Annotated in this window: 14 protein-coding genes; 12 read left to right on the top strand and 2 right to left on the bottom strand. The window is 63.7% G+C overall.

What is annotated here, in order from left to right; translation table 11 throughout:
- Positions 1–7 precede the first annotated feature (7 nt).
- The 7 genes from phnA to ACTJKL_RS21860 all read left to right on the top strand — a co-directional run bounded on the left by phnA (position 8) and on the right by ACTJKL_RS21860 (position 11287).
- Positions 8–1282, top strand: a complete 1275-nt coding sequence (gene phnA, locus ACTJKL_RS21890) for a phosphonoacetate hydrolase (protein ID WP_440853774.1) — start codon at positions 8–10, stop codon at positions 1280–1282.
- The gene (gene phnY / locus ACTJKL_RS21885) at positions 1279–2736 is read left to right on the top strand and encodes a phosphonoacetaldehyde dehydrogenase (protein WP_440853773.1); all 1458 of its coding nucleotides are present in this window, start codon (positions 1279–1281) and stop codon (positions 2734–2736) included. The genes phnA and phnY overlap by 4 nt, the downstream gene beginning before the upstream one ends.
- A gap of 234 nt (positions 2737–2970) precedes the next feature.
- A complete protein-coding gene (locus ACTJKL_RS21880; protein WP_100670295.1) occupies positions 2971–3990 on the top strand; it encodes a putative 2-aminoethylphosphonate ABC transporter substrate-binding protein in 1020 nt (339 codons plus the stop codon).
- An 89-nt stretch (positions 3991–4079) separates the two neighbouring features.
- On the top strand, positions 4080–5243 hold the full coding sequence (locus tag ACTJKL_RS21875; RefSeq protein WP_440853772.1) for a putative 2-aminoethylphosphonate ABC transporter ATP-binding protein: 1164 nt from the start codon (positions 4080–4082) through the stop codon (positions 5241–5243).
- A gap of 5 nt (positions 5244–5248) precedes the next feature.
- The gene (locus ACTJKL_RS21870; RefSeq protein ID WP_440853771.1) at positions 5249–7291 is read left to right on the top strand and encodes a putative 2-aminoethylphosphonate ABC transporter permease subunit; all 2043 of its coding nucleotides are present in this window, start codon (positions 5249–5251) and stop codon (positions 7289–7291) included.
- A 184-nt stretch (positions 7292–7475) separates the two neighbouring features.
- Positions 7476–10814 (top strand): M10 family metallopeptidase C-terminal domain-containing protein, encoded by a 3339-nt coding sequence (locus ACTJKL_RS21865; RefSeq protein WP_440853770.1) that lies wholly within the window; start codon positions 7476–7478, stop codon positions 10812–10814.
- 71 nt (positions 10815–10885) lie between these two features.
- The gene (locus ACTJKL_RS21860) at positions 10886–11287 is read left to right on the top strand and encodes a hypothetical protein (RefSeq protein ID WP_100670299.1); all 402 of its coding nucleotides are present in this window, start codon (positions 10886–10888) and stop codon (positions 11285–11287) included.
- 38 nt (positions 11288–11325) lie between these two features.
- On the opposite strand, the gene ACTJKL_RS21855 is transcribed toward ACTJKL_RS21860, so the two are convergent.
- Both ACTJKL_RS21855 and ACTJKL_RS21850 read right to left on the bottom strand, forming a co-directional pair.
- A complete protein-coding gene (locus tag ACTJKL_RS21855) occupies positions 11326–12132 on the bottom strand; it encodes a LytR/AlgR family response regulator transcription factor (protein ID WP_100670300.1) in 807 nt (268 codons plus the stop codon).
- Positions 12120–13271 carry a sensor histidine kinase gene (locus tag ACTJKL_RS21850; protein WP_100670301.1) on the bottom strand — a complete coding sequence of 384 codons (1152 nt, stop codon included), beginning with the start codon at positions 13269–13271 and terminating at the stop codon, positions 12120–12122. Before ACTJKL_RS21850 ends, ACTJKL_RS21855 begins: the two co-directional genes overlap by 13 nt.
- Before the next feature lie 231 nt (positions 13272–13502).
- On the opposite strand from ACTJKL_RS21850, the gene ACTJKL_RS21845 reads away from it, so the two are divergent.
- The 5 genes from ACTJKL_RS21845 to ACTJKL_RS21825 all read left to right on the top strand — a co-directional run bounded on the left by ACTJKL_RS21845 (position 13503) and on the right by ACTJKL_RS21825 (position 25661).
- Positions 13503–20351, top strand: a complete 6849-nt coding sequence (locus ACTJKL_RS21845; protein WP_440853769.1) for an autotransporter outer membrane beta-barrel domain-containing protein — start codon at positions 13503–13505, stop codon at positions 20349–20351.
- 200 nt (positions 20352–20551) lie between these two features.
- Entirely contained in the window at positions 20552–21463 is a 912-nt protein-coding gene (locus ACTJKL_RS21840) for a sulfurtransferase (RefSeq protein WP_100670302.1), read from the top strand.
- 107 nt (positions 21464–21570) lie between these two features.
- A complete protein-coding gene (locus tag ACTJKL_RS21835) occupies positions 21571–22785 on the top strand; it encodes a YeeE/YedE family protein (RefSeq protein ID WP_440853768.1) in 1215 nt (404 codons plus the stop codon).
- Between the two features lie 345 nt (positions 22786–23130).
- On the top strand, positions 23131–23718 hold the full coding sequence (locus ACTJKL_RS21830; RefSeq protein WP_198516635.1) for a DUF6969 family protein: 588 nt from the start codon (positions 23131–23133) through the stop codon (positions 23716–23718).
- A gap of 515 nt (positions 23719–24233) precedes the next feature.
- Positions 24234–25661 carry an ISNCY family transposase gene (locus ACTJKL_RS21825; protein ID WP_440852859.1) on the top strand — a complete coding sequence of 476 codons (1428 nt, stop codon included), beginning with the start codon at positions 24234–24236 and terminating at the stop codon, positions 25659–25661.
- The last annotated feature ends 75 nt before the right edge of the window (positions 25662–25736 follow it).

The following is a 25736-nucleotide window of genomic DNA, read 5'->3' as shown; positions in this document are numbered from 1 at the left end:
ACAACAGATGAACCAGATGTCCAAGATTTCGGTGACGGTGAATGGCCGCCGCTACCCATGGCCCCGCGTGCCCGCAATTGCGATCTGCCTCGACGGATGCGAGCCCGCCTATCTCGATGCAGCGATCGAAGCCGGGCTGATGCCCGCGCTGAAGCGCATCAAGGAACGGGGAGCCGTGCGGTTGGCGCACAGCGTCATCCCGAGTTTTACCAATCCCAACAATCTCTCGATCGCAACCGGCAGCCCGCCGGCGGTCCACGGGATTTGCGGGAACTACCTCTATGAGCCGTCGACGGGCGAAGAGGTGATGATGAACGATCCGAAGTTCCTGCGCGCGCCCACCATTTTCCAGGCCTTCTATGATGCAGGTGCCCGGGTCGCGGTCGTCACGGCGAAGGACAAGCTGCGGGCGCTGCTCGGAAAAGGGCTCCGTTTCGACGAAGAGCGCGCCGTCTGCTTCTCGTCCGAAAAATCGGACAAGGCGACCCGCGCGGAGCACGGAATCGACAATGCTTCCGCCTGGCTGGGCCGGCCCGTTCCCGAGGTCTATTCGGCAGCACTTTCGGAATTCGTCTTCGCTGCGGGCGTCAAGCTGCTCAGGGAGTTTCGCCCCGACATCATGTATCTGACGACGACCGACTATGTTCAGCATAAATATGCCCCCGGCGTTCCCGAAGCCAATTCCTTCTACGAAATGTTCGACCGGTATCTCGCCGAACTGGACGGGCTCGGAGCAGCCATCGTCGTCACTGCCGATCACGGCATGAAGCCGAAGCACAAGGCGGACGGCTCACCCGACGTCATCTATGTTCAGGACCTGCTCGACGAATGGCTCGGCAAGGATGCGGCCCGCGTCATCCTGCCGATCACCGACCCCTATGTCGTGCATCACGGCGCGCTCGGGTCCTTTGCCACCGCCTATCTTCCGGACGGATGCGACCGCGGCGAGATCATGGCAAGGCTGAAAGGGATCCAAGGCATCGACGTCGTGCTTGACCGCTCGGAGGCGTGCCGGCGCTTCGAGCTGCCGGAAGACCGCATCGGCGACATCGTCCTCGTTTCATCCGAAAACAAGACGCTCGGCACCAGCGAGCACCGGCACGATCTGGCCGCCCTCGACGAACCGTTGCGCTCCCATGGAGGGCTGACCGAGCAGGAGGTTCCCTTCATCGTCAACCGCGGGTTGTCCGAACTCCCGAACGCGCCGCGTCTTCGCAACTTCGATGCGTTTTTCTACGCGGTCACGGCGGCGGCCGAGGCCGGTGCGGAGGGCGCGCTATGACGAAGGCGGAGGCCACAATCGCAGTGCGCCACGAACCGATGCGCATAGCCGGGCGCCTTATCGACACGGACGACCGCATAGAAGTCCGCTATCCCTGGAACGACACCGTCGTCGGCACCGTACCCGCCGGCCGCGCCGAACACGCAAGAGAAGCCTTTGCGATCGCGGCCGCCTATCAGCCAAAGCTCACGCGCTACGAGCGGCAGAAAATCCTGCTGGCGACCGCCGAGGCGCTGGCCGCCCGCAAGGAGGAGATTTCCGACGTCATCACGCTGGAACTCGGCATCTCGAAGGCTGACTCGCTCTATGAAGTCGGGCGCGCCTTCGACGTCTTTACGCTTGCCGGCCAGATGTGCATCCGCGACGACGGCGAGATCTTCTCCTGCGACCTCACGCCCCACGGGAAGGCGCGCAAGATTTTTACGATGCGCGAACCCCTGACCGCAATTTCGGCGATCACCCCGTTCAATCACCCGTTGAACATGGTGGCGCACAAGGTCGCGCCGGCGATTGCGACCAATAACTGCGTGGTGGTGAAGCCGACCGAGCTCACGCCGATGACGGCGCTGCTGCTCGCCGACATTCTTTACGAGGCCGGTCTGCCGCCGGAAATGCTTTCCGTCGTCACCGGCTGGCCCGCCGATATCGGCATGGAAATGATCACCAATCCGCATGTCGATCTCGTCACCTTCACGGGCAGCGTTCCTGTCGGGAAATTGATCGCCGCCAACGCGCACTACAAGCGCCAGGTACTCGAACTCGGCGGCAACGACCCGTTGATCATCCTCAACGACCTGTCCGACGACGACCTCGCCAGGGCGGCCGAGCTTGCGGTCGCCGGAGCCACGAAGAATTCCGGCCAGCGCTGCACGGCGGTCAAACGCATTCTCTGCCAGGAGAGCGTCGCGGACCGTTTCGTGCCGATGGTTCTCGAACGGGCGAAGCGCTTGCGTTTCGGGGATCCGATGGACCGCTCTACCGATCTCGGGACCGTCATTCACGAAAAGGCGGCGGCACTTTTCGAAGAGAGGGTGATGCGTGCGGCGGAGGGGGGAGCCGACATTCTCTACCATCCCGGGAGAAGCGGCGCGCTCCTGCCGCCGATCGTCGTCGATCGGGTGCCGCACCAGTCGGACCTCGTGCTGGAGGAGACCTTCGGTCCGATCATACCGATCGTGCGGGTTCCCGACGACGACGAGGCGACGATCGCCCTGTCGAATTCCACGGCCTTCGGCCTCTCCTCCGGCGTCTGCACCAATGATTACCGCAGGATGCAGAAATACATAGCCGGTCTGAAGGTCGGAACGGTCAACATCTGGGAAGTGCCCGGCTATCGGATTGAAATGTCGCCCTTCGGCGGCATCAAGGACTCCGGAAACGGCTACAAGGAAGGCGTGATCGAGGCGATGAAAAGCTTCACCAACGTCAAGACCTTCTCGCTGCCCTGGCCGTAAGGAAATCTGCCCCCCGGTAGCAGAGGAAGGAGCGGCCCGATGGCCGCTCCTTCCATTTCGAGAGCACACGCGAAGCTGTATAAGCTGAGACAATACTTATATAAAATAAATAGATTTTACTTATCGATCTATCCCCCGCAGATTTCCCAGGCAGGGCGGATTTCCAGGCGCGCAAGTCGCCGATACCGCCACAAGAGCTTGCCGATTCGAATGCCAACAAAAAGGGGAATTAGCATGCCGTTTTCAAAGATATTCCTGGGCGCAGCGACTGCCCTCATCCTCACATCTTCCGCCTATGCCGAGACGGAGCTCACCGTCTACACGTCCATCGAAGCGGTCGACCTCGACCGTTACAAGGAGACATTCGAAAAGGCCCACCCCGACATCAAGATCAACTGGGTCCGCGACTCCACCGGCGTGATGACGGCCAAGCTTCTGGCGGAGAAAGACAATCCGCAGGCCGACGTGGTCTGGGGTGTGGCTGCGACATCGCTGCTGCTGCTGAAGTCCGAGGGCATGCTCGAACCCTATTCTCCGAAGAACGTAGAGGCGCTCGACCCCCGTTTCGTGGATGGTGACAAGCCGCCGAGCTGGGTGGGTATGGACGCCTATGTGGCGGCTCTTTGTTACAATACGGTGGAGGCGGAGAAGCTCGGCCTGACGCCGCCAACCAGCTGGAAGGATCTCACGAAGCCGGAATACAAGGGCCATATCGTGATGCCCAATCCCAATTCCTCCGGCACAGGCTTCCTCGACGTCTCCGCCTGGCTTCAGACGTTCGGCGAAGAGGGAGCCTGGTCTTTCATGGACGCCCTGCACGAGAACATCGCCGCCTATACCCATTCGGGCTCCAAGCCTTGCAAGATGGCGGCATCAGGCGAAACCGTCATCGGCGTTTCCTTCGAATTCCCGGGTGCCAAGGCCAAGACGTCGGGCGCGCCCATCGACATCATCTTTCCTTCTGAAGGTTCGGGCTGGGAAGCCGAGGCCACGGCGATCATCGCCGGGACGGCCAACCTCGAGGCGGCGAAAACGCTGGTCGACTGGTCGGTCAGCAAGGAAGCCAACGAGATGTACAATGTCGGCTATGCCGTCGTGGCTTATCCCGGCGTCGCCAAGCCGATCGAAAATCTTCCCGCCAACGTCGCCGACAAGATGATCGAGAACGACTTCGAGTGGGCCGCAAACAATCGCGCTCGCATTCTGAAGGAATGGCAGAAGCGCTACGACGCGAAATCCGAGCCCAAGTCCTGATCCGCATGCATCTCACGGGAACGTTCGGCGCTTAGCCGCGGGCGTTCCCGTCAAGCCTTATCGAATGCCTATTGCCCAGGAGCTTGCGGATGAAACATGCAACAGCCCCCGCGGAGCCGGCCATGCCCGCCTCCGCTACCCGTCAGATCGAAAGACGGCCATTCCTCGAAATCGGCGGCCTCTGGAAGGCCTATGGCGATTTCGTCGCGCTGCGCGACATCGACCTTCAGGTGAAGGAGGGCGAATTCATCTGTTTTCTCGGACCTTCCGGCTGCGGAAAGACCACGCTTCTGAGGGCCATCGCCGGCCTCGACATCCAGTCGCGGGGCACCATTCGGCAAGGCGGGCAGGATATTTCCAGGCTGCCGCCGGCGCAGCGGGACTATGGCATCGTCTTCCAGTCCTATGCGCTCTTCCCGAATCTGACCATCGAGAAGAACATCGCCTTCGGGCTCGAAAATATCGGCCGCCCGCGGCACGAAATCGCCTCACGCGTCGCTGAGCTTCTGGAACTCGTCGGCTTGGGCAGCCAGGGCCGGAAGTATCCGGCCCAGCTATCCGGCGGACAGCAGCAGCGCGTGGCACTTGCCCGCGCCATGGCGATCTCGCCGGGGTTGCTGCTTCTCGACGAGCCCCTGTCGGCGCTCGACGCCAAGGTGCGCGTGCATCTGAGACACGAGATCAAGGAGCTGCAGCGCAAGCTCGGCGTCACCACGATTATGGTTACGCACGATCAGGAAGAGGCGCTCTCCATGGCAGACCGGATCGTCGTCATGAATCATGGCGGCATCGAACAGGTCGGTACGCCGACCGAGATCTATCGCCACCCGAGGACACTCTTCGTCGCCGACTTCATCGGTGAGACCAACCAGTTCCCCGCAACGGTCGGAAAGGGCGCGCAAGTCGAAATCGGTCACACGCGATTTGCCTGTGCCGAGCATCGGTTACCGCCGGGTTCGGCGGTCGTAGCCGCTGTCCGTCCAGCCGATATCATCCCGCACGGAGCCGCCGCCCATCGGGCGACCGGGCTCGATGCCGTCGGCAATGCGGACAATCTCATCGACGCCCATGTGGAGGATATGGAGTTTCTCGGCATGTTCTGGCGCACACGGCTCTCAGCCCCGCGCCTGAAAGAGAAGGCGCTCGTCGCGGATTTCTCGACAAACGCGGTTCGCCGCCTGAGCATCGAGATCGGCAGCGCCATCCAGGTCGAAATCCCGCAGGAACGCCTGCTCCTTTTTGCAAAGGCCTGACGCGAATGACGCTTGCTGTCGATTTCCTTCCGCCCGGCCGAGCCGTTCGCCAGCAGATTTCCGGCGATGACAGACTCAAACGCGCAGTCATGCTCGTCGTCGGCATCTATCTGGTCGTCGCTCTTGCACTACCGCTCTTCGTGATTCTGTCGAAATCGTTCTCCACCTACACGTTCGATCTCCGCCAGTTCGAGTTCCAAGTGAGCGACCAAAGCGGGCAGGGGTGGAGCGATGCCGTTACCGCTGCGGCGCTCAATGCCGCCGTCGCCGCCTTCCCGGAAAGCGAGCTCAAGGCCAGCGCCGATGGTCGGCTGCAGGCTGCGAAGCTCTTCCCGGATTTCAGCTTCCGCAGCCCGGTCAGATATCGCATCCGCGGCACGAGCGACGAGGCGCACTTTCTTGCCGGTTCGAAGCTGGTGCGCGGTACCGAGTGGCAGGAATATGACAGCAACAATTTCCGCAGGGTAATGCTGCGGCCCTCGCGCTCGATCGGAGTTTCCAATTTCGCCGAGTATTTTTCAACACCTTCGCTCGTCCGTTCGATCAGGAATTCGGTGACGATGGCGCTGATCAGCACCGCAGTCACGCTCGCCGTCGCCTTCGGGCTCGCCTATGCCCTGAACAGGAGCCGGATGGCGGGGAAGGGGCTGTTCAAGCTCATCGTCACGATCCCGATCCTGGTTCCGTCTCTCTTGCCGGGCATCGCGCTCGTGTACCTGTTCGGAAATCAGGGCGTCTTTAAGGATCTGTTGTTCGGCCATTCGATCTATGGCCCGCTCGGAATCGTCGTGGGCTCGGTATTTTTCACGTTGCCGCACGCCTTTCTGATCATATCGACGGCTCTCTCGGTCGCCGATGCCCGTCACTACGAGGCGGCGACGTCGCTTCGCGCAAGCAAGTGGCGGATCTTCTGGACGGTGACCGTGCCCGGTGCCCGATACGGCCTGATCTCCGCGGCTTTCGTGGTCTTCACGCTGGTCATAACCGATTTCGGCCTGCCCAAGGTGATCGGCGGGCAATATGGCATGCTGGCCGTCGACATCTACAAGCAGGTGATCGGTCAGCAGAATTTCGAAATGGGCGCCGTCGTGTCGGTCATCCTGCTCGTTCCGGCCTTTCTGGCCTTCGTCGTCGATCGCATGACGCAGCGCCGGCAGGTGGCTTTGCTTTCCGCGCGCGCCGTCCCCTACGAGCCGAAGCCGCGGCGCGGTTTCGATGCGGCTTGTTTCGCATTCTGCTCCCTGGTCGCGGTCTTCGTCCTCGGGATGATCGGCATGTGCCAGGTTGCGGCGGTCGTGAAATTCTGGCCATACGACCTCAGCCCGTCGCTGCGCAACTATGCCTTCGACCTTATGGATGGCGGCGGCTGGGATGCCTATTACAATTCGATCCGGCTCGCTCTCATGACGGCTGTGATCGGCTCGCTGATCGTGTTCACCGGCGCCTACATGGTCGAAAAGACCAAGGGCTTCGGGCTCGGCCGGGCGACCTTTCATATGCTCGCAATGCTCCCGATGGCCGTGCCGGGCATGGTGCTGGGTCTTGCCTATATCTTCTTCTTCAACAATGCCGCAAACCCGCTTCACGGCATCTACGGCACGATGACCATTCTGGTGCTGTGCACGGTCACGCATTTTTACACCGTCGCCCATCTGACGGCGCTCACTGCGCTGAAGCAGTTGGATCCGGAGTTCGAGGCAGTGGCGGGTTCTCTGAAGATACCTTTCTACAAGCTCTTCTTCCGGGTCACACTGCCCGTTTGCCTTCCTGCCGTGCTGGAGATCGCGATCTATCTCTTCGTCAACGCCATGACGACGGTCTCGGCAGTCGTGTTCCTCTATGCCACGGACACCAAGCTCGCCTCTGTTGCCATCCTGAACATGGATGACGCGGGCGACATAGCGCCCGCGGCCGCGATGGGCATGATGATCTTCTACACCAATGTGGCGGCAAAACTTCTTCATGCGTTTGTATCGCGGCTTCTTCTTGCCCGCACACAGGACTGGCGGCGTGTATCGCAGAGTGCAGCGGCCACCGCTCCGCACTGACCGCCGCGCCGGCTAAGGTGACGTCACCCCCGGCTTTGTGGGGGTGACAAGTCGACGTTTCCAATCTCATTATTTCAGGTGGGGCTGACGGGCAGGCGCACGCCAAGCGTGCGGGGTGGAAAATTGGCAGCTGCAGAACGGCAAAGCCGTAAATGCGCACAATCGTCAGAGAGGGAAGCTTAAGATGCCGAACCCTAGCCAGACCAGCGACAATTGGTGGATCAACGATCAGACGCCGGATAACCCTTATGGCAAGAGCGAGGACTATGAGTCCTTTCTCGACTACCTCGGGGCATTGCCCCGCAGTCTGACGCCGGAACTGGCTGCGGGAACGCTGAGGATCAACGTTTACGAGCTCAACGATCACCCCGAATACAAAGCCGCCGCGATCGGCGCGTTGCAGATGTGGGCGTCCGTCACCCCTTTAAAATTCGAGATCGTCGACGACGCACCGTTCGACAGCACGACGGACTGGATGGAGGTCGTCAGCCCCGAGCTCGGCGAGGAGGACGATGGCAGCGCCTATTCGAGCAACCGCTATGTCAGCATCGGGCAGCGTTTCCACGACACGGAACCGAATAAGACGGACATCGGCGGCTATGTCTTCGATTCCTTCATCCATGAGTTCGGCCATGAATTCGGACTGAACCATCCCGGACTTTACAATTACAGCGGTCCCGGCGGCGTGCAGATCAACTATCTGAACAATGCGACCTGGACTTATGATCGCCAGCAATACAGCGTGATGTCCTATTTCGACGGGATCGATGTCGGGGAAACCAGCCGCTGGTCTGCCTCGACGCCCCTCATGGCCGACATCGAGGCGGTCATCCGCCGCTTTTTCTCGACCGTGGACGAGAACGGAGTGCGCACTTATCAGCACATCGAGCTCAACACGGGGGACAACGTCTACGGCTTCGGGAGCACGCAATACGGCTATCAGTTGACCTCCTCGGGCATGCAGCATGACATCGGCTTTGCGATCCACGACACGGGCGGAACCGACACGATCGACTTCTCCGGCTCGACCGCGGGTACGATCCTCGACTTGCGCGCCGGTCAGTTCTCCAGCGTCAACGGTCACAGCAACAACGTGTCGATCTTCGCCGGCCACAACGCGGATGGGACCGATTATTACATCGAGAACGGCATCGGCAGCAGTTTCGACGACATTCTGATCGGCAATGACGGCGCCAACACGCTCGATGGCCGTGGCGGTGGCGACCGCATGGCCGGCAATGGCGGCGACGATACTTACTTCGTCGATTCGCTTGACGACATCGTTCGTGAGGAGGTCAACGGCGGCAACGACACCGTCATCCTCCTGTCCAGGAACCTGAAAATCAGGAAAATCGCCAACGTCGAAAACATCATCTATGCCGACGAGTCGACGACGCAGCCTGGCGGGGGCGGCGCGTCCCCGCCCAGCGTCGGCGACAACACGATGACCAGCATCATTTTCGGCGGCAGCGGAAACGATACCCTCGACGGAGGCGCCGGCGACGACACGATCTTTGGTCAGGGTGGTGACGACCTGATTATCGGGGGCCGCGACTCGCTTGCCAGCCGCGACATCAACAATACGATCGACGTCGAAGACCTCGAAGACCAGACCGAGAGCGATGACGGCAACGATACGCTCTACGGCGGGGCCGGCAGCGACACGATCCTCGGCGGCCAGGGCAATGACATTCTCGACGGCGGCGCCGGCGACGATACGCTAAGCGGCCAGGACGGAGTCGATATATTCAGGGGCGGCGCGGGGATCGATACCGTCGATTTCAGCAGGGAAAGTCCGTTTCAGCTGCTCGTCAATCTTGCCACGAACGTCGCCAGCGGCGGCACCGCCTCGGGCGACACTTTCTACAGCATCGAAAACCTGATCGGTTCCGATGACCGCATCGACCGCTTCATCGGCACATCCGCCGCAAATCACTTCTGGGGCCAGGGCGGCGGAGATTACTTCAATGGCGGCGGCGGCAACGACACCCTGGATGGCGGCAACGATGGCGACATCCTGTATGGCGAGGCCGGCAATGATACGATCATCGGCGGCGCCGGTCAGGACTATCTGGATGGTGGTTCCGGTATCGACACGGTCGTCTATGCGGGTAGCCCTGACGGCGTCACCATCGATCTTGCCAATGGCACTGCCAGCGGCGGCGACGGTGATGGGCCGGTGCAGATCGTTGGGCGAGGCGCGGTTATCCGGCACGATATGCTGGTCGGGTTCGAAAATGCCGTCGGCTCGTCCTTTGACGATCATCTCATCGGCAATGCGCAGGCCAACGATCTCGCCGGCGGTGCTGGCGACGACACGCTGACCGGCGGCGGCGGCGCCGACAGATTGGACGGCGGCGCCGGCAGCGACACGGCAGACTACGCCGATGCGGCGAGCGGCGTCAGGCTCAGTCTCACTGGAGGCAGGTCCGGCGGAGACACATATGTTTCCATCGAGAATCTCGCAGGGTCGGGATTCAATGACCGGCTGACCGGCAATAGTGCGGCCAACGTGTTGACCGGCCAGGGCGGCAACGACACGATCGACGGCGGCCGCGGCGACGACACCCTGCTCGGCGATTTTGCCTATCAGGGCGACGCGCCGCCACGCCCGGGCATGGGAACCGGCTACGCGACACTCGGACCGGACGCGACGAACAATTCGATCGCGGCCGCGTTCGACATCTCCGACAACTTCTCCCTGACCAGCGACCCCGATATCTTCGACTCGACCACCGTCCTTCATACGACCGTCAACGCCACCGGCAACGGCCAGGGCGGATACTACAAGATCGATCTGGCGGCCGGTACGGTGATTACGATCGACATCGACGGAATCGCCGATCCGAACGTCCATGACAGTTGGGTCAGGCTGCTCGACAGCGCCGGCAACATCGTCGCTCAGAACGATGACGGCGGCGGCGATCCGGGCTCTGCCAGCAACCGGGATTCGAGCCTGGTATTCGTGGCTCAGGAGACCGGAACCTATTACATACTGGAAGGCAGCTGGTCGCCCACGGCGCCGGGCGACGGCTGGGCAGAAGCCGTGCCGGCAGGCTCGTCATACGAGCTCAATGTGTCGGTCGAGTTCCCTCCGGCTCCGGCCCAGCCGGGCGTCGCGGGATCGGACACCCTGATCGGCGGCGCAGGCAGCGATCTGCTGGATGGGGGACTGGCGGCAGACATGCTCACCGGCGGCGCGGGTGAGGATACATTCCGCTTCTCGACGGCGCTTGGGAACGGCAATGTCGACTGGATCAAGGACTTCGATGTCATCGACGACACGATCCTGCTGGACAACCTCGTTTTCGAAAGCGTGGGTGGCGAAGGCACTCTCGCCCTGGGCGCATTTTACGGAAGCGCGGGAGGTGTCGCCCATGACGCAGACGACCGCATCATATACGACACGGACAGCGGCGCCTTGTCCTATGACGCCGATGGCGGCGGAGACGTTGCAGCCATTCAGTTTGCGCAGCTGAGCACAAATCTGAGGCTTTCGGCCTCCGACTTCATTATCATCTGACGCACGGACGGGGCGCCTCAGGCGCCCCATCCGCAGCGCCGCGTTTCGCGGGGCTCCAGGGAGAGTGTGTGATGAAGCGCCCTACCGACCGCCGCACGGTACTCTTGACCGTCGGAGCTGCCGCCGTCGCCGCCGTCGCCGGGCCGGTCGCCGCGCAATCGACGGATATCCGCGGTGCAGTCACCTTCGAGGGTAGCGCGGTCATCCCGGAAGGTCATCTCGAGATTTATCTCGACGACCCTGCCATTCAGGACGAGACGCGGCGTCGCGCCACCCAAACGCGCATCAAAAGCGACGGAAAATCGAAGTCGATAGCATTTTCCTTGCCGTCGCCTGCAAGCGCGACCGCTTCTCCGACGCGGCGGATCGTGGCGCGTCTGGAGCGTGCGGACGGCTGGCTGATTGCGCGCGGCAGCACACGGCTGGAGGCGGGCTCGCCTGTATACGTCACACTCAATGCAGTGATTTATTGAAGGCCGGCAGCAGTCTCCGACGGCGCCGGTCTGATCGGTCAAGCGGGAGCGTCATTCCCGTCAGATACAGTTTTCACTCGCTGAACTCCGTCGAGCGCACGCCGCAAGCGCGTGGTGGCGACTCGACCGAGCATGATGGGCGCAAGGGACCGCCCGAGCGACAGGAGCGAGCGCCCTTTGTCGTGCGTTCTCACGCGTACCACCCGATCCAGATTTATCATCAGGGAGCGGCTGACGCGGAAGAATGGCGGCGTCGGAAGGTCTGCGGCGCATTGGCCGAGCAGCCGGCACACCAGATAGTCCCGCCCATCCGCCATCACGATGCGCGTGAAGTCCGCTTCGGCGGCGAGCATGGCGATCCCGTCGGTCGGCAGGACGACCGTTTGGCCCGCCATCCTGATGTGCAGGCGTCTCCTGTCGGGCGTGGCCCTGTCGGGCATGGCTACCGGCGCTGTTGCCGTGTCCTCGATCTTACCGTCAAGGTCGTGCGCGCGCCGATAGCGCCGCAGCCGGTCCAGGGTCAATGCAAGGCGTTGCCGCTCCACGGGCTTCAGCAGGAAATCCAGCGCTGCGACGTCGAACGCCTGCGGCGCGTAGGTGCCGTGTCCGGTCACGAAGACGATCGCCGGCACCTGATCGAGCCGCTTGATCAGGCCGAATCCGTTGTCGTCGCCAAGATCGATGTCGAGGAAGATCGCATCTGGCCGCAGGGAATGCGTCAGTTGCTGCGCCTGGTCCAGCGAACCGGCTTCGCCGATGACTTCGACATCCGGATGCGCTTGGATCAGACGTTTCAGCCCTCGCCGGGCCGGCGGCTCGTCGTCGACAACCATCACGCGAAGCATGCATTCCCCCTCAGCATCAGTCGCGCGATCACGTTGTCGCCGGCCTGGATCAGTGTCAATGCGTGACCGAGCGGATAGTGCAGTTCCAGCCGGCGGCGAATGTTGGCGAGACCGATGGCCGGGCGGTCACGTTCGCCCGCTTCCAGCCTGCCGGGATTGCTGATCTCGATGACGAGGTCGGCGTCTCGACGCTCCACGGTGATGCCGACCGCGAAACGGCTGGCCGACGAGCGCAGTCCGTGCTTCACGGCATTCTCCACCAGCGGCTGCAGAATGAGATGCGGCACGGCGATCGACCGGGCCGCGGGGTCCACCTCGACCATCAAATCGAGGCGGCCTTCGAACCGCAGCTCCTGGATACGGATGTAGGCGAGCATTGCTTCGATCTCGTCCGAGAGCGGACAGATGCGACGCGTCTGGTTCTCGAGCAAATAGCGCAGATAGGCCGTGATCCGGTGGATCATCTCGAGCGCCGTGTCCGGCTCCTCGGGAATCTCCATCGCCACGGTGTTCAGCACGTTGAACAGGAAGTGCGAATCGAGTTGCAGGCGCAACTGGTGAAGCTCGGCCCGCAGCGCCTCCTCGCGGGCCCGGTGGCGCCGGATCCGTTGCTTTCTCGCGTCGGCATCCGCCTTGATCCAGAGATAGGCAAGAGACCATCCCAGAAAGATCAGGGTATAGTAGATCGCCGGGATCACCGAGCCGTTGGCGCCGTAGTCCGGATCGATGTTCGGCTGCAGGATGTCCTTTATTCCGTTGGCGATCAGCATCTGCAGCAGGCCACCGGCAATCGAGAGCGCCAGGGCGACCGCGACGACCGTCAGCGTGACGCCGCCGATCCGGTGGCGAAATACCCGGTAAGCAAGGGTGGTGAGCGCGAAGCCGAGGGGCTCGAGAACGGCGGTCAATGCAAACGCGAACGCCACGTCCTCGAATGCGAGAATACGGCTGACGACGGCAAACAGCGCGCCGAAGAGCCAGCCGGCCGTCTGCGCCCGCCAGAACGAACCGAGCGCACCCACCAGAACGGTGCCCGACCTGTCGGTTTTTCGCGTCGTCCGGCTCCGCCCGGAGCTCGGATCCGCGATGTGGCCTCCACTCAGCTCGCGACGAGGATCGGGCTCGGCAATGACAACCATCGAAGCTGTAATTCCCTAATTGCCGTCATCCCCGGGGCAGGATTGGTTTCTTCACCGAGTAGATCGACCGGTTCATCGAATAGGGCGTGTCCATGCGCTGAGGGCGCATCATTAATACTTATAAAGAGTCGCATATTCAGTGCGTCGCACACTCGCACGTTGAACATGGCGGTGCAAGGCTTGCCGCCGTGTCTCGCTGTACGGGCGCCGTTTTTCGGGGGGATACATCGGATGAAGCACGCCACCAGAAGCAGGAAAGCCCGGCCGAAATCTTCGCTCGCAGCATTCGGGTCCGGCCTCCAAGCTGCGCTTCCGTCCGAGCGGAACACCTCGCACTTTTTGTTCGTGCTGGCCGTCGGTCTCGGCGGGGCGGCCCTGGCCGGCGAGGCGTATGCGGGTTGCAATGGAAGTGCAACCCAGACGATCGGCCAGGTCGACTATGGATACACATGGTCGGCCTGTTGGGGCGACAGTGGTGTGGATGACAAGGATGAGAAGAACGGTGATCCCGGAGCGAACATAACGATCGACACCCAGGCCTCGTACACGGCCGGCGCCAGTCTCCCTTACACCATGCCCTGGGATTCGGTCGGCGGTGTCATCATGACATACACAATGGGTGGCGCTGGCGTCGACGAGGGAAGCGCCGGCGCAGGGGGCACCGTGACGATCACCAATTACGGGCCCATAACTCTGACCACCTCGACGGATCCAGGCTCGATCGGCAGCCTGATTTCCGCGACGAGCTTCGGCGGCTCGGGGGACGGGGATAACGACAATTACAAGTCCAATGGTGGGGCAGGCGGGTCCGGAGGCGCGCTGACGATCACCAACTACGGCGCGCTGAGCGTAGAGTCGCTCAGCTCCAATACGGCCAGGGGCATGGCCGGCCTCCATGCCGTGAGCAAGGGTGGCACCGGCGGCAACCAGAACAGCGGCGCGGCAGGCGACCAGTTCGGGGGAGTCGGCGGCAGCGGCGGAAGCATCAGCATCACCAACACCGGGCAGGTGAATCTCGGCAGCGCGACCAACCCGCTGAACGGGCTGGACTATGTCTGGGGTCTCGCCGCCCAATCCATCGGCCAGGCGGGGGGGCACGACAATGGCGCGGGTGGGGCAGGTGACGCCATCCGCATCAGCAACGGATCAACCGGCGGAAATGCCTCGGTCGGTGCGATCAACATCTACTCGAACAGTGCCGACAGCGTGCGTGGCATCTATGCGTTCAGCCAAGGCTCCTATGGCACGGCCTCTCAGGATTCATCCGACAATGGCGGCGCCGGCGCGGACGGCGACCAGTTCAGCATCGACACCTATTCCGACATCACCGTGGTCGCCACCGGCTCCGGTCCGAACGAACTGTCCGGCGGCATCGTTGCCATCAGCCAGGGTGGTGATGGCGGCGCCGGCACCAAGTCAACGACCGGAGGTCGTGGCGGGAACGGCTCTGCGTTCAACTCGACCCTGAGCGTCCAATCGGGTGTCACGGTTTCGACAAAAGGCGATTATGTCGCCGGCGTCGTCGGGCTGGCCCAGGGCGGTAGAGGCGGCGACGGCGCCAGCGGCGAGAAGGACAGCTCCGGCGGTAAAGGCGGCGACGTCGGCGAGATTCAGATCAACGTCTATGGCGGTTCCATCGAGACCGACGGCCTCGAGGCCTACGGCCTGCTGGGGGGAAGCATCGGCGGTCAGGGAGGCAATGGCGGCGACGACACGGCCCTTGTCGGAACGAGCGGCGGCGGCGGCTACGGTGGCAATGCCGGCGGTGTCGGTGCGTATGTCACTGCTGGCTCCAAGATCACGACGACAGGGGACTTTTCGGCTGCGGTCACCCTGCATTCGATCGGCGGCGGCGGCGGCACGGGCGGCGATTTCACCGACGTGCTCGGCGGCGGTGCCGGCAATGGCGGCAATGGCGGCGATGGCAATACGGCCACCATCAACAATGCTGGCGGGACGATCGACACCTCGGGCGACCATTCCTATGGCATCCTGGTACAGTCGATCGGCGGCAGCGGCGGCACAGGCGGCATCGCCGACGGGCTGACGCTCGAGCTGGGTGGCGATGGCGGCGACGGCGGGAAGGCCGAGACGGCCAGCGTCCAGCATACCGGAATCATCACCACGACCGGCTATTCCGCGCACGGCATCATCGCGCAGTCGATCAGCGGCGGCGGCGGCGCTGCCGGCACGGCGGGCGGGGTGCTGTCTATCGGAGGTACCGGCGGCGCCGCCAACTACGGCGGTACTGCCGAGGTCCGGAGCTCGGGTGCCATCAGCACCGCCGGCGACGCGGCGATCGGTATCATGGCGCAATCCATCGGCGGCGGCGGCGGTTCAGGTGGCGGTGCTGAAGGCATCGCGGGCGTCGGAGGCTCGGGCGGCGCCGGCGGCTACGGTACTCATGCCAACATATTGCTGTCCGGCGGTTCGGTCAACACGCAGGGAGAAATGGCGCATGCGATCATGGCGCAGTCGATCGGCGGCGGCGGCGGCAATGGTGGCGATGTGATCGATATGTCGGTTGCGGTTCCGGGGCTGGGCGTCGGCGGCAGTGCCTCGGGTGGCGGTAGCGGCGGATGGGTCTGCGTCACCAATGCGAATCCCAGCAGCGATTGCTCCGCGGGTTCCGGAGCGCCGCAGCCCGTCACGATCGCGACCGGGGGTTCCGGAGCGGTCGGCATTCTCGCGCAGTCGATCGGCGGCGGCGGCGGCAATGGCGGCAACGCCACGGGCGGCGATGCCGGGTTCGGCAGCTTCCAGATCGGCGGCGGCGGTGGCGGTGGCGGCTATGCAAATACCGTGGATGTCGGCTTCCAGGGCCTCAGCCTGATGACCGGCGGCTCGCACGCCGCGGGCATCGTGGCGCAATCGATCGGCGGCGGCGGCGGCACCGGCGGCACCGCGAGCTCCTATTCCGCAGGTCTCGGCTTCACCGCGTCGGTCGCCGTCGGCGGTACCGGTGGCAACGGCGGGTACAGCGACAAGGTTACAGTGCATCTGACCGACAGTTCCATCTGGACCGGACAGGACGACGGCGACGTGACCGATGCCATCGGCGTGCTCGCGCAGTCGATCAGCGGCGGCGGCGGCAGTGGCGGCTCTTCGATTGCCGACGCACTCACCGTGGCGGTGCCGACCGGTGAGGATGTCTCCCTGGCGATGAGCGTCTCCACGGCGGTTGGAGGCAGCGGTGGGTCGTCCCATGACGCCGCCGCGGTGTCACTGACGCTCGACGGCAGCACCGCGGTCTCCACGAAAGGCGCCTCTTCGCATGGCCTCGTGGCGCAGTCGATCGGCGGCGGCGGCGGCAATGGCGGCAGCGCGTCGTCAATGGCCGCGACGGCCGGCACGGTGGACACGGTCAGCGCCGACATCGGCGTCTCGGTCGGAGGCTCGGGCAGCGGCGGCGGCAATGGCGGTACCGTCACGGTCGATCTCGATGACAGCGCCTCGGTGGCGACGGTCGGCGACTATGCCAATGCGATCGTGGCGCAGTCGATCGGCGGCGGCGGCGGCAATGGCGGCGTCGGCAGTGTCAACAGCAAGGAGATCGGCAGCGGCTTCAACCTGACGGCAAAAGTCGGGATCGGCGGATCAGGCAGCGGCGGCGCCGGCGCCGGGAACGCGACTGTGACCCTCGACAGCGGCACCAGCCTGCAGACCAGCGGGTCCGGTTCGCGCGGCGTGCTCGTCCAGTCGATCGGCGGTGGCGGCGGGACTTCGCAGGGCGCCAGCGTCGGGCTGTCGGCCAGCGCCAGTCTGCCCGGCGGCGAGGAAGCCGAAGAATCGGAAGAGGGCAGCGGCGCTTTCTCCGCATCTGTCGACGTTTCGCTGGGTCGCACCGGCGGCAGCGGCGGCTCCGCCGGCACGGTCGACGTCACCACCGCAGGTAAGATCACTACTTTTGGCGCCGATGCCGACGGGGTATTGGCGCAGTCGATCGGCGGTGGCGGCGGGCTGGGCGGCTCGGTGGGGCAGGCCACTTCCGACGGTTCCGAGCCGCTCGACGACGAGGGAGAGAGCGATTGCCCCAGCGTCGACGGCGATGGTGAATCCGGCTACTGCTTCGGCGTCAGTGTCGGCGCGACCATCGACGACGGCGGCACTGGCGGTACGGCCGCAAACGGCAACGCGGTCACGCTGACGCATGCCGGTCGCATCGCCACGCTGGGCGACTGGGCCGACGGCATCGTCGCCCAGTCGATCGGCGGGGGCGGCGGTGCGGGCGGCACCTCCACCGCGTCCGGAAGCCAGGCAACGGCCAACATCACCGTCGGTGTCGGCGGCAGTGGCGGTGCGGGCGGCAATGGCGGTGCGGTCGACGTCACCTTCGACGACAATCATGGCAACAGCATCAGCACCGCGGGATACAGCGCCTATGGCGTGCTGCTGCAGTCGATCGGCGGCGGCGGCGGGCAGGGCGGCGATGGTTCCGACCAGGCGGCAGGCAGGATTACGGTCGGCGGCGGCTTCGGCGGCAGCGGCGGTGCCGGCGGCAGCGGCGGTACGGTCACTGCGAAGGGGTGGATCAACCTTTCGACGAGCGGCGATGACGCGCACGGCATCGTAGCGCAGTCGATCGGCGGCGGCGGCGGCGTCGGCGGCGCCGGAAGCAGCACCGCCGCCGAAAAAGAGCACAGCCACACGATCGATCTCGTTGTCGGCGGCAGCGGCGGTGTCGGCGGCAGCGGCGGCGAAGTCGATCTCAGCGTCGGCACGACCCTCAACACTTCGGGAGCACGGGCATTCGGCCTCGTCGCCCAGTCGATCGGCGGCGGCGGCGGCATCGGGGGCGCTGGCGAGGCCGACAGCATTGCCTCGCTGGTGGTGGGCGGCTCGGGCGGTGGAACAATAGACGGCGGCGCAGTCACGGTCGACCTGACGAGCCAGAGCTCGATCACGACGCGGGGCATAGCCGCCCATGGCCTCGTCGCCCAGTCGATCGGCGGCGGCGGCGGTGTTGGCGGCGCCGCCTCTGGTGCACCGCTCTCTTTCACCGGCAAAAGCCCCGGCAGCTACGGTGACGGTGGCAACGTCGCCGTCACGGCCGACGGCAGCATCTTCACGCGCGGCGACTACGCCTTCGGCGTGCTGGCGCAGTCGATCGGGGGCGGCGGCGGCTTCGGCGGCAATGCGACGAGTGCCTTTATCGGTTCCAACGGAAATCTCTCGTCGAACGGCAAGAGCGGCAATGTTACGGTCAGCCTCGCTGCCGGCAGGACTATTCAGGCGTCCGGCAAGGACTCGATCGGCATATTCGCGCAGAGCGATGCAGGAACGGACAACAACGGCACGGTCGATGTGACCGTCAGTGGTACTGTCACCGGCGGTTCCGGCGACACCGGTGCCGGCATCTGGGTTTCGGCCGGTAAAAACAACGTGTTGACCGTCAACTCCGGAGGCAGCGTCTCGGCCGCTTCGGGCGTCGCCGTTCAATATACCGCCGGCGTAAACTCGCCCGGAGACAGCACCCTGATGGTGAACAACGCCGGTACCATCAGCGGCAGCGTGAAAGGAGCCTTGCCCGTCGCGGCCAAAATGTCGAGGGTGGCCCGCTTGGGCGGCGACACGGCGGTCTCCGTCGTCAACAAGGCAGGCGGCCTGCTGGCGGATGCGGAGATCTACGAGGCTGACGTAATGAATCATGGCAGCCTCACGATCGGTCGTTCCGGCGGTATCGACGGCACCCGGATCACAGGCGACCTCACGCAGGACGCAGGTGGGCTGCTGGGGATCACCGCCGACTTCGCCGGCTTCCGTATGGACCGGCTGATCATCGACGGCGACGCCACGCTCGCCGGCAAGTTGACGGTGAACGCCATCAGCGTCCTGCCAGACATCAGCCTGCCGTTCCTCACTGTCGAAGGCGCCCTGGACCATTCGTTGAGCGCCGAGTCGTCGATCTTCGATTATTCCATCAGCCGTGCGGGAAATGAGCTGTCGGTTTCAGCGGACTCGGCTCACTTCACCGATCCCGGTGCCGTGCTGAACGAAGACCAGAACAATGTCGCCGGTCATCTGCAGGAGGTTTGGGACGCCGGCGGCGGTTCCTTCGGCACGCTTTTCGGCACGCTCGGATCTCTGGCCGACCACGATTCCGGCGACTACGCGGCTGCTCTCTCCGACATGTCGCCCGGCATTTCGGGCGCGGCCGCGGCCGGCAGCATCGCCATGACGCAGCAGCGTCTCGACCTGCTATTGAGCTGCCCGATGTTTGCCGATGGCACCTCGGCTCTGGTCGAGACGAGTTGCATGTGGAGCCAGGCCGGCGCACAAACACTGGACCAGAAGGCCGGCGGCGGCGTGTCGGGCTTCGATACGACGACCTACGCTCTTCGGGCGGGGGCCCAGGTGGAGGTATCGCCGGACTGGTTCGTCGGCTTCGCCGGCGGCTATGACCGCAGTTCCATTCGCGGCGACGACGGCCGGGTCAACGCCGACGGGGACATCATCTATGCCGGCGCCTCGCTGAAGCATGAGATCGGCCCATGGCTGCTGTCGGGCGCCGTCGCCGGCAGCTATGGTTGGTACGACAACACGCGCACGATCCGCATTCCGGGCTTCGCCGGCCAGGCCGAGGGCGATCCGGAGATCTACAACCTCAGCACCCGGGTACGCGCCGCCTATACCTTCGCGCAGGAGCCCTATTATGTGCGGCCTCTGGTCGATCTCGATCTGATCTACTCGCATGCCAGCGGTTATCTCGAGTCGGGAACCGGCGCGCTCGATCTCCTGGTTGACGACTCCGGCCAATGGAGCTTCCACGCAACCCCGGCTATCGAGGTCGGCACGCGGGTCGAGGTGAACGAAACGACGGTGATGCGGGCGTTTGCAGGCGCAGGAGTGAGCTTCAGCACGGTCGACAGCTGGGATACCTCGGCCCGGCTGGCCGGTGCTCCGGCCGGGATCGGCATGTTCGACAGCGAGGTGCCGCTGGCAGACGTGGTCGGGCGGGTAACCGCGGGCATCGATCTTGCAACGGATAGCGGCTTTGGTCTCCGCGTGGAATATAACGGCTCATTCTCGGACACCTACAACAGTCATGCCGGTTCGCTGCGCTTGAGCCACAAGTTCTGAGGAAACGACCGGAGACAATGCAGCTGCGCAGGAGCAGCGGACGCTCCCGGGCGGGGCGTCCTCGACGCGGCTTACCGCATCGCTGGTAACGTACAGAAAGATTTTCCAAGGTTCGGCGGATCTCCAGCCAAACCATGTCCTGACTCGATGTACATCGCGGGGTAGATGAGGTTCACATATGAATTCGGGAGCCTCACAAAATGCGCATCGCATCATTAGCCTTCACGCTGTCCTTCCTCGCCTCTTCAGCGCTGGCTGCCGACATCAGTCCACTCGTAGATGCCGAATGGGTCAAGGCGCATGCCGGCGATAAGGACGTCGTCATCCTCGACATCCGCGACAAGGTCGCCGAGACAGAACTTGGCGACAAGCCCTATATACAGGGCGCGGTGGTCGCCCCCTATGCGAGCGCCGGTTGGCGTACCGAGGTGGGTGGCGTCCCCGGCATGCTGCCGCCGCTGGAGCAGATCACCAAGTTGATCGGCGATCTCGGCATCGACGATGACGATCACGTCGTCATCGTGCCCTGGGGTACGGATTCGACCGAGTTTGGTGGCGCGACCCGCGTCTATTGGACGTTCAAATATCTCGGCCATGAGGAAGTCTCGATCCTCGACGGCGGGTGGCGGCAGTACGACGCCGCCGGCGGGGCCCGTTCCGCCGAGGCAGTAAAGCCCGAACCGGCGACGTTCCACGCCGAGCCGCAGGAAAAACTGCTGGCGACGACCGAGGAAGTCGCTGCCGCGCTTAAGGCCGGCGTCAAGCTCATCGATGGCCGGCCGGCCGAGCAGCACGAGGGCAAGTCCAAGAGCCCGGTCGTGCGCGCCAACGGCACTATTCCTGGATCGATCAATATCGAGCACTCCAAGCTCTACAGTCAGGACCACGCGCTTTTCGCCCGACCCGAAACTGTGAAGGCCCTGACCGAGGCCGCCGGTCTGGCTGCGGAAGAGGAAAACATCGCCTTCTGCAACACGGGGCACTGGGCATCCGTAACATGGTTCGCCCTGTCCGAGGTGCTAGGCAACAAGAACACCACTATGTATGACGGCTCGATGGCCGAATGGACGGCCGACCCGGCGCGCCCGGTCGAGAACAAGTCGGGCACCTGACGCCAGCGGAACGGGACCGATCCGCGGTAGCGGAAGAACAGGCGAATGTCCGCAAGCTGCGGACATTCGCGATTTGACCAATGCCGCACAAGCGGCAGGAATTCGAAATGACCGACATTTCCTTTGATCGTTCGCGATATTTGCCGCCGGCGATTGTCGATCGTGGGCCGGCGCTCGTAGCCGGCGGCGCACTGCTGATAGGCTTTCTCGTCATCGCGCAGCTGATCGATCTGCGGCAGGCGGCCCTCTTCGTCGTCGGCGGCCTGTTGGGGGTCGCCCTTTATCACGGCTCCTTCGGTTTCACGGGCGGGTGGCGCCGGATGGTGGTCGAACGTCGCGGGCGCGGCATCCGCGCCCAGATGCTGATGATCGGCGTGGCGGCATTGGCCATGATCCCGCTGATCTCGGCAGGCAGTCTCGGTGGCCAGCCGCTCGTCGGCGCGCTGGCGCCGGTCGGAGTCTCGGTACTCGTCGGGGCTGCCATGTTCGGGTTGGGCATGCAGCTTGGCGGCGGCTGCGGTTCGGGCACATTGTTCACGGTCGGCGGCGGTTCGGCCCGCATGCTCGTCACGCTTGCCTTCTTCATCGTCGGCGCGCTCATCGGCTCGGCGCATCTTCCGTGGTGGCTGACCCTTCCATCCTTCGGCACGGTCGATCTCGGCCGGCAACTCGGGACCGGCACTGCCATCCTCGCGACGCTCGCAGGGCTCGGCCTGATTGCCCTGGCGACGGTGCTGATCGAGTGGCGCGCGCATGGCAATATCGAAAGGGAGCCGGAACCGTCGCGTGCGGGTTGGGCCTGGCTGCTTTACGGTCCATGGCCTCTGGTGGGGGCAGGGCTGCTCATGGCTTTGCTCAATGTCGCCACGCTGCTGCTTGCCGGCCATCCCTGGTCGGTCACGTTCGGCTTCGGCCTGTGGGGCGCCAAGGCGGCGCAGGCGGTCGGCGTACCGGTCGCGACGTGGGAGTTCTGGAACTGGCCGGGGCCGCAAGCGGCGCTCAATGCAAGCGTGCTCGCCGACGTTACATCGGTGATGAATTTCGGTATCGTTCTTGGCTCGGCAGCCGCCGCGAGTCTTGCCGGAAAATTCGCGCCGAAGGCAAAAATTCCGTTTGGCTCCATGCTCGCGGCCGTCGTCGGCGGTCTGTTGATGGGCTATGGCGCACGGCTTTCCTTCGGCTGCAATATAGGCGCGTTGTTCTCAGGCATCGCTTCGGGCAGCGTGCATGGCTGGCTGTGGTTTGCGACTGCCTTTGTCGGCTCGTTCGTCGGCGTCTGGATGCGTCCGCTTTTCGGTCTCGACGGGTTCAAGAAGAAATGACGACAAGGAACACGCTTCTTTTCGGTGCAGCGCTGGCGGCAGCGACCGCCGCTGTGGCCGTCGATCACCACAGTCATCCCGTTCCGCGCGCCCAGCCGGCAGCGGCCTCCGGTTCGGCGGGAGGGGCGGCGCCCTGTGCCGCAGGTGCCCCGTGCGCCGCTGGCGCTCCGCTCGCGGCACCACCGCCGCCGCCCGCGCCAGTGCCCATCGCGCCTTGTGCCGCCGGGGCACCCTGCACGGCAGCGGCACCCAAGCTCGCGCCGCCTCCGCCGCCGGTTCCCCTCCCGGCCGAGAGCAAGAAGCTTCCGCCGCCTCCGCCGCCCATTCCCTTACCGGACCGGGAAAATGGCTGAGCAAGCCTTAGAACTCGCGCGCCGCGAGATCGCCTACTGCGAAACCTTGCTCGCCAAGGGCGGTCTCAACGTGCTCAGCGAGACCTTTCGCGACACGGCTGAAATCAAGGCCTGGGATCACTACCCGACCGGCGATGTGTTCGACCCGACGAGCGGCGCTCAGTGGTTCTATCACTGCCACCCGGCTGAAGAGGGAGCGGAAGAACACGGCCATTTCCACTGCTTCTTGCGACCGCAAGGACCGCAAGGGCCGATCCACCATCTCGCGGCTGTGGGGGTCGACGCTCACGGGCGCCTTTTGCGGCTTTTCACGGTGAACCAGTGGGTGGTCGGCGATGACTGGCTCGGGGCGGAAGGCACGATCGCTCTTTTGCCGCGCTTCGACGTACAGATGCCGCGGCCGTCTTATCTCGTGAACCGTTGGCTGACGGCAATTTTCGCCGCCTACGAGCCGCAAATAACCGAACTGATCCGCGAGCGTGACCGCACCTTGCTCACACACCGCCAGCCTGAAGGCGTCGAAGCGCGCCAGGACCGCGCGCTGGAGGTCACTTCGGAGTTCAAGCTCTCGGATGGCTAGATGTGGCGAACGAGGATCAAGCAGATCCCGTTAACCATACCAAAGCTCCAAAGAGTGCGGTTTCGGCTCCGAAACTGGGTGAGTGAGTGACTGGAAACGCCTGTAATCACAGGCGTTCTATGGAATCGTTGCTACCGACCCGAAGGTACAATGTGCCGTGCGGATCTGAAAGGTACGAGCTGGCAGCGAAGTACGTTCAGCGAGAGAAGCGGCCCAGGATAGCCTTCTGTTCAGCATGTCAAGATTTGTCTTGCGCGCGCTATCGCGTCGTGAAGATGCGAATCAGGTCCAAGCATCTTGTTGTCATTGAGCAAAGCAACGGAAACAAAACCTGCGGTGTGTTCCATAAGATAGATTATCTGACATGCCAGTGTAGCGGCAGTTTAGAGACGCGACATATGAGCCAGTTAGAGATGCGACGTCGTCGCCTCTCGGGATGCTGGTCAAACGTCAACGTTTGGAAGGAAGACTGGCGACGTGAAGCGTGGTTGAGACCATGAGCGTTCGGAGTCGTCATGTCTTGTTTGATCACCATGTCGCAGAAGGAATTGCATCGTCTTGAACTCATACAGCGGATTCGCGGTGGCAGCCTGACCGTCGTCGAGGCGGCCGCGTTGCTTCGTCTCAGCCGCAGTCAGGTCCACCGGCTGTTGCAGGCCTATGACCTGGACGGCGCCGACGGTCTCGTGTCGAAGAAGCGCGGCCGTCCGAGCAACCGGCGTCATAGCGAGGATTTCCGCAACCTGGTGCTCGATCTGGTGCGTGAGCATTACGGGGATTTTGGACCAACGTTGGCGGCCGAGAAGCTGCTGGAGCGCCACCGGATTGCCGTCAGCAAGGAGACGCTGCGTCAGTGGATGATGGAAGTCGGCATCTGGGTGTCGCGACGCGAGCGCAAGAAGCGGGTCTTCCAGCCGCGCGGCCGGCGCGATTGTTTCGGCGAACTCGTTCAGATCGACGGCTCGCTTCATTGGTGGTTCGAAGGCCGCGGCCCCAAATGCGCCCTGCTCGTCTATATCGACGATGCCACCGGCAAGCTGTTGCACTTACGCTTCGCCGGATCGGAGAACACCTTCGACTATCTGCACGCGACGAAGGCCTACCTGCAGCAATGGGGCAAGCCGATCGCCTTCTATAGCGACAAGCATGGCGTCTTCCGCACCACCCATGCTTCCAAGAAGGACAGAACCAGTGGCCTGACGCAGTTCGGGCGAGCCCTTTATGAACTCAACATCGACATCATCTGCGCCAACACCCCGCAGGCCAAGGGACGCGTCGAGCGCGCCAACCAGACGCTGCAGGATCGCCTCGTCAAGGAACTGCGGCTGCGCGGCATCGACACGATCGCGGCGGCGAATGCCTATGCGCCGGAGTTCATGGCCGACTTCAATCGCCGCTTTGGCAAGGCGCCGCGCAATCCGAAGGACATGCATCGGCCGTTTGCCGCGCATGAGAACCTCGATGGCGCGATGTGCCGCAAGGAGATCCGCAAGCTGTCGCAGTCGCTGACGCTGCGCTATGACAAGGTGATGTTCATCCTCGATCCGACCGACCTCGCCACGGCGCTCGCCGGCAAGAAGGTCATTGTCTGCGACTATCCCGACGGTCGCCTCGAGGTCACCCATGAGGGGACGTCCCTGCCCTACAGAACCTTCGACACGCTGCGCTCGGTGCACCGCTGCGAGGTGGTTGAGAACAAGCGCCTTGATGACATGCTGGCGGTGGTGGCCGAGATGCAGGCCGGACGAGAGCAACAGCGCAGCAAGGGCGGGCCGCGCCGCACCGGCCAGACGGACCATATGTTCGGCATTCGCGACGGCAGCCAGAGCAATGGCTATCAAAAGCGCGGCACGAAGCCTGGCCGGAAGACGGATTTTACCAAGGATCCGGTGGTCATCGCCAAGCGCCAGCAAGCCCTTGCGCAGCTGAAAGCGGCGGAGTGATCGGGATGTCAAAGCTAAAGTTTATCTTGCAGCTGGAGCCATCCGCCGCCGACCGGGCTGCGCAACCCTGACCAG

Origin of the sequence: Sinorhizobium sp. 22678 (assembly GCF_052044265.1) — a bacterium.
In the GTDB taxonomy this organism is placed as follows: Bacteria; Pseudomonadota; Alphaproteobacteria; order Rhizobiales; family Rhizobiaceae; genus Sinorhizobium; species Sinorhizobium meliloti_A.
The sequence above is the reverse complement of the archived record's forward strand: the minus strand, read 5'-3'. Positions and strand labels throughout refer to the sequence as shown.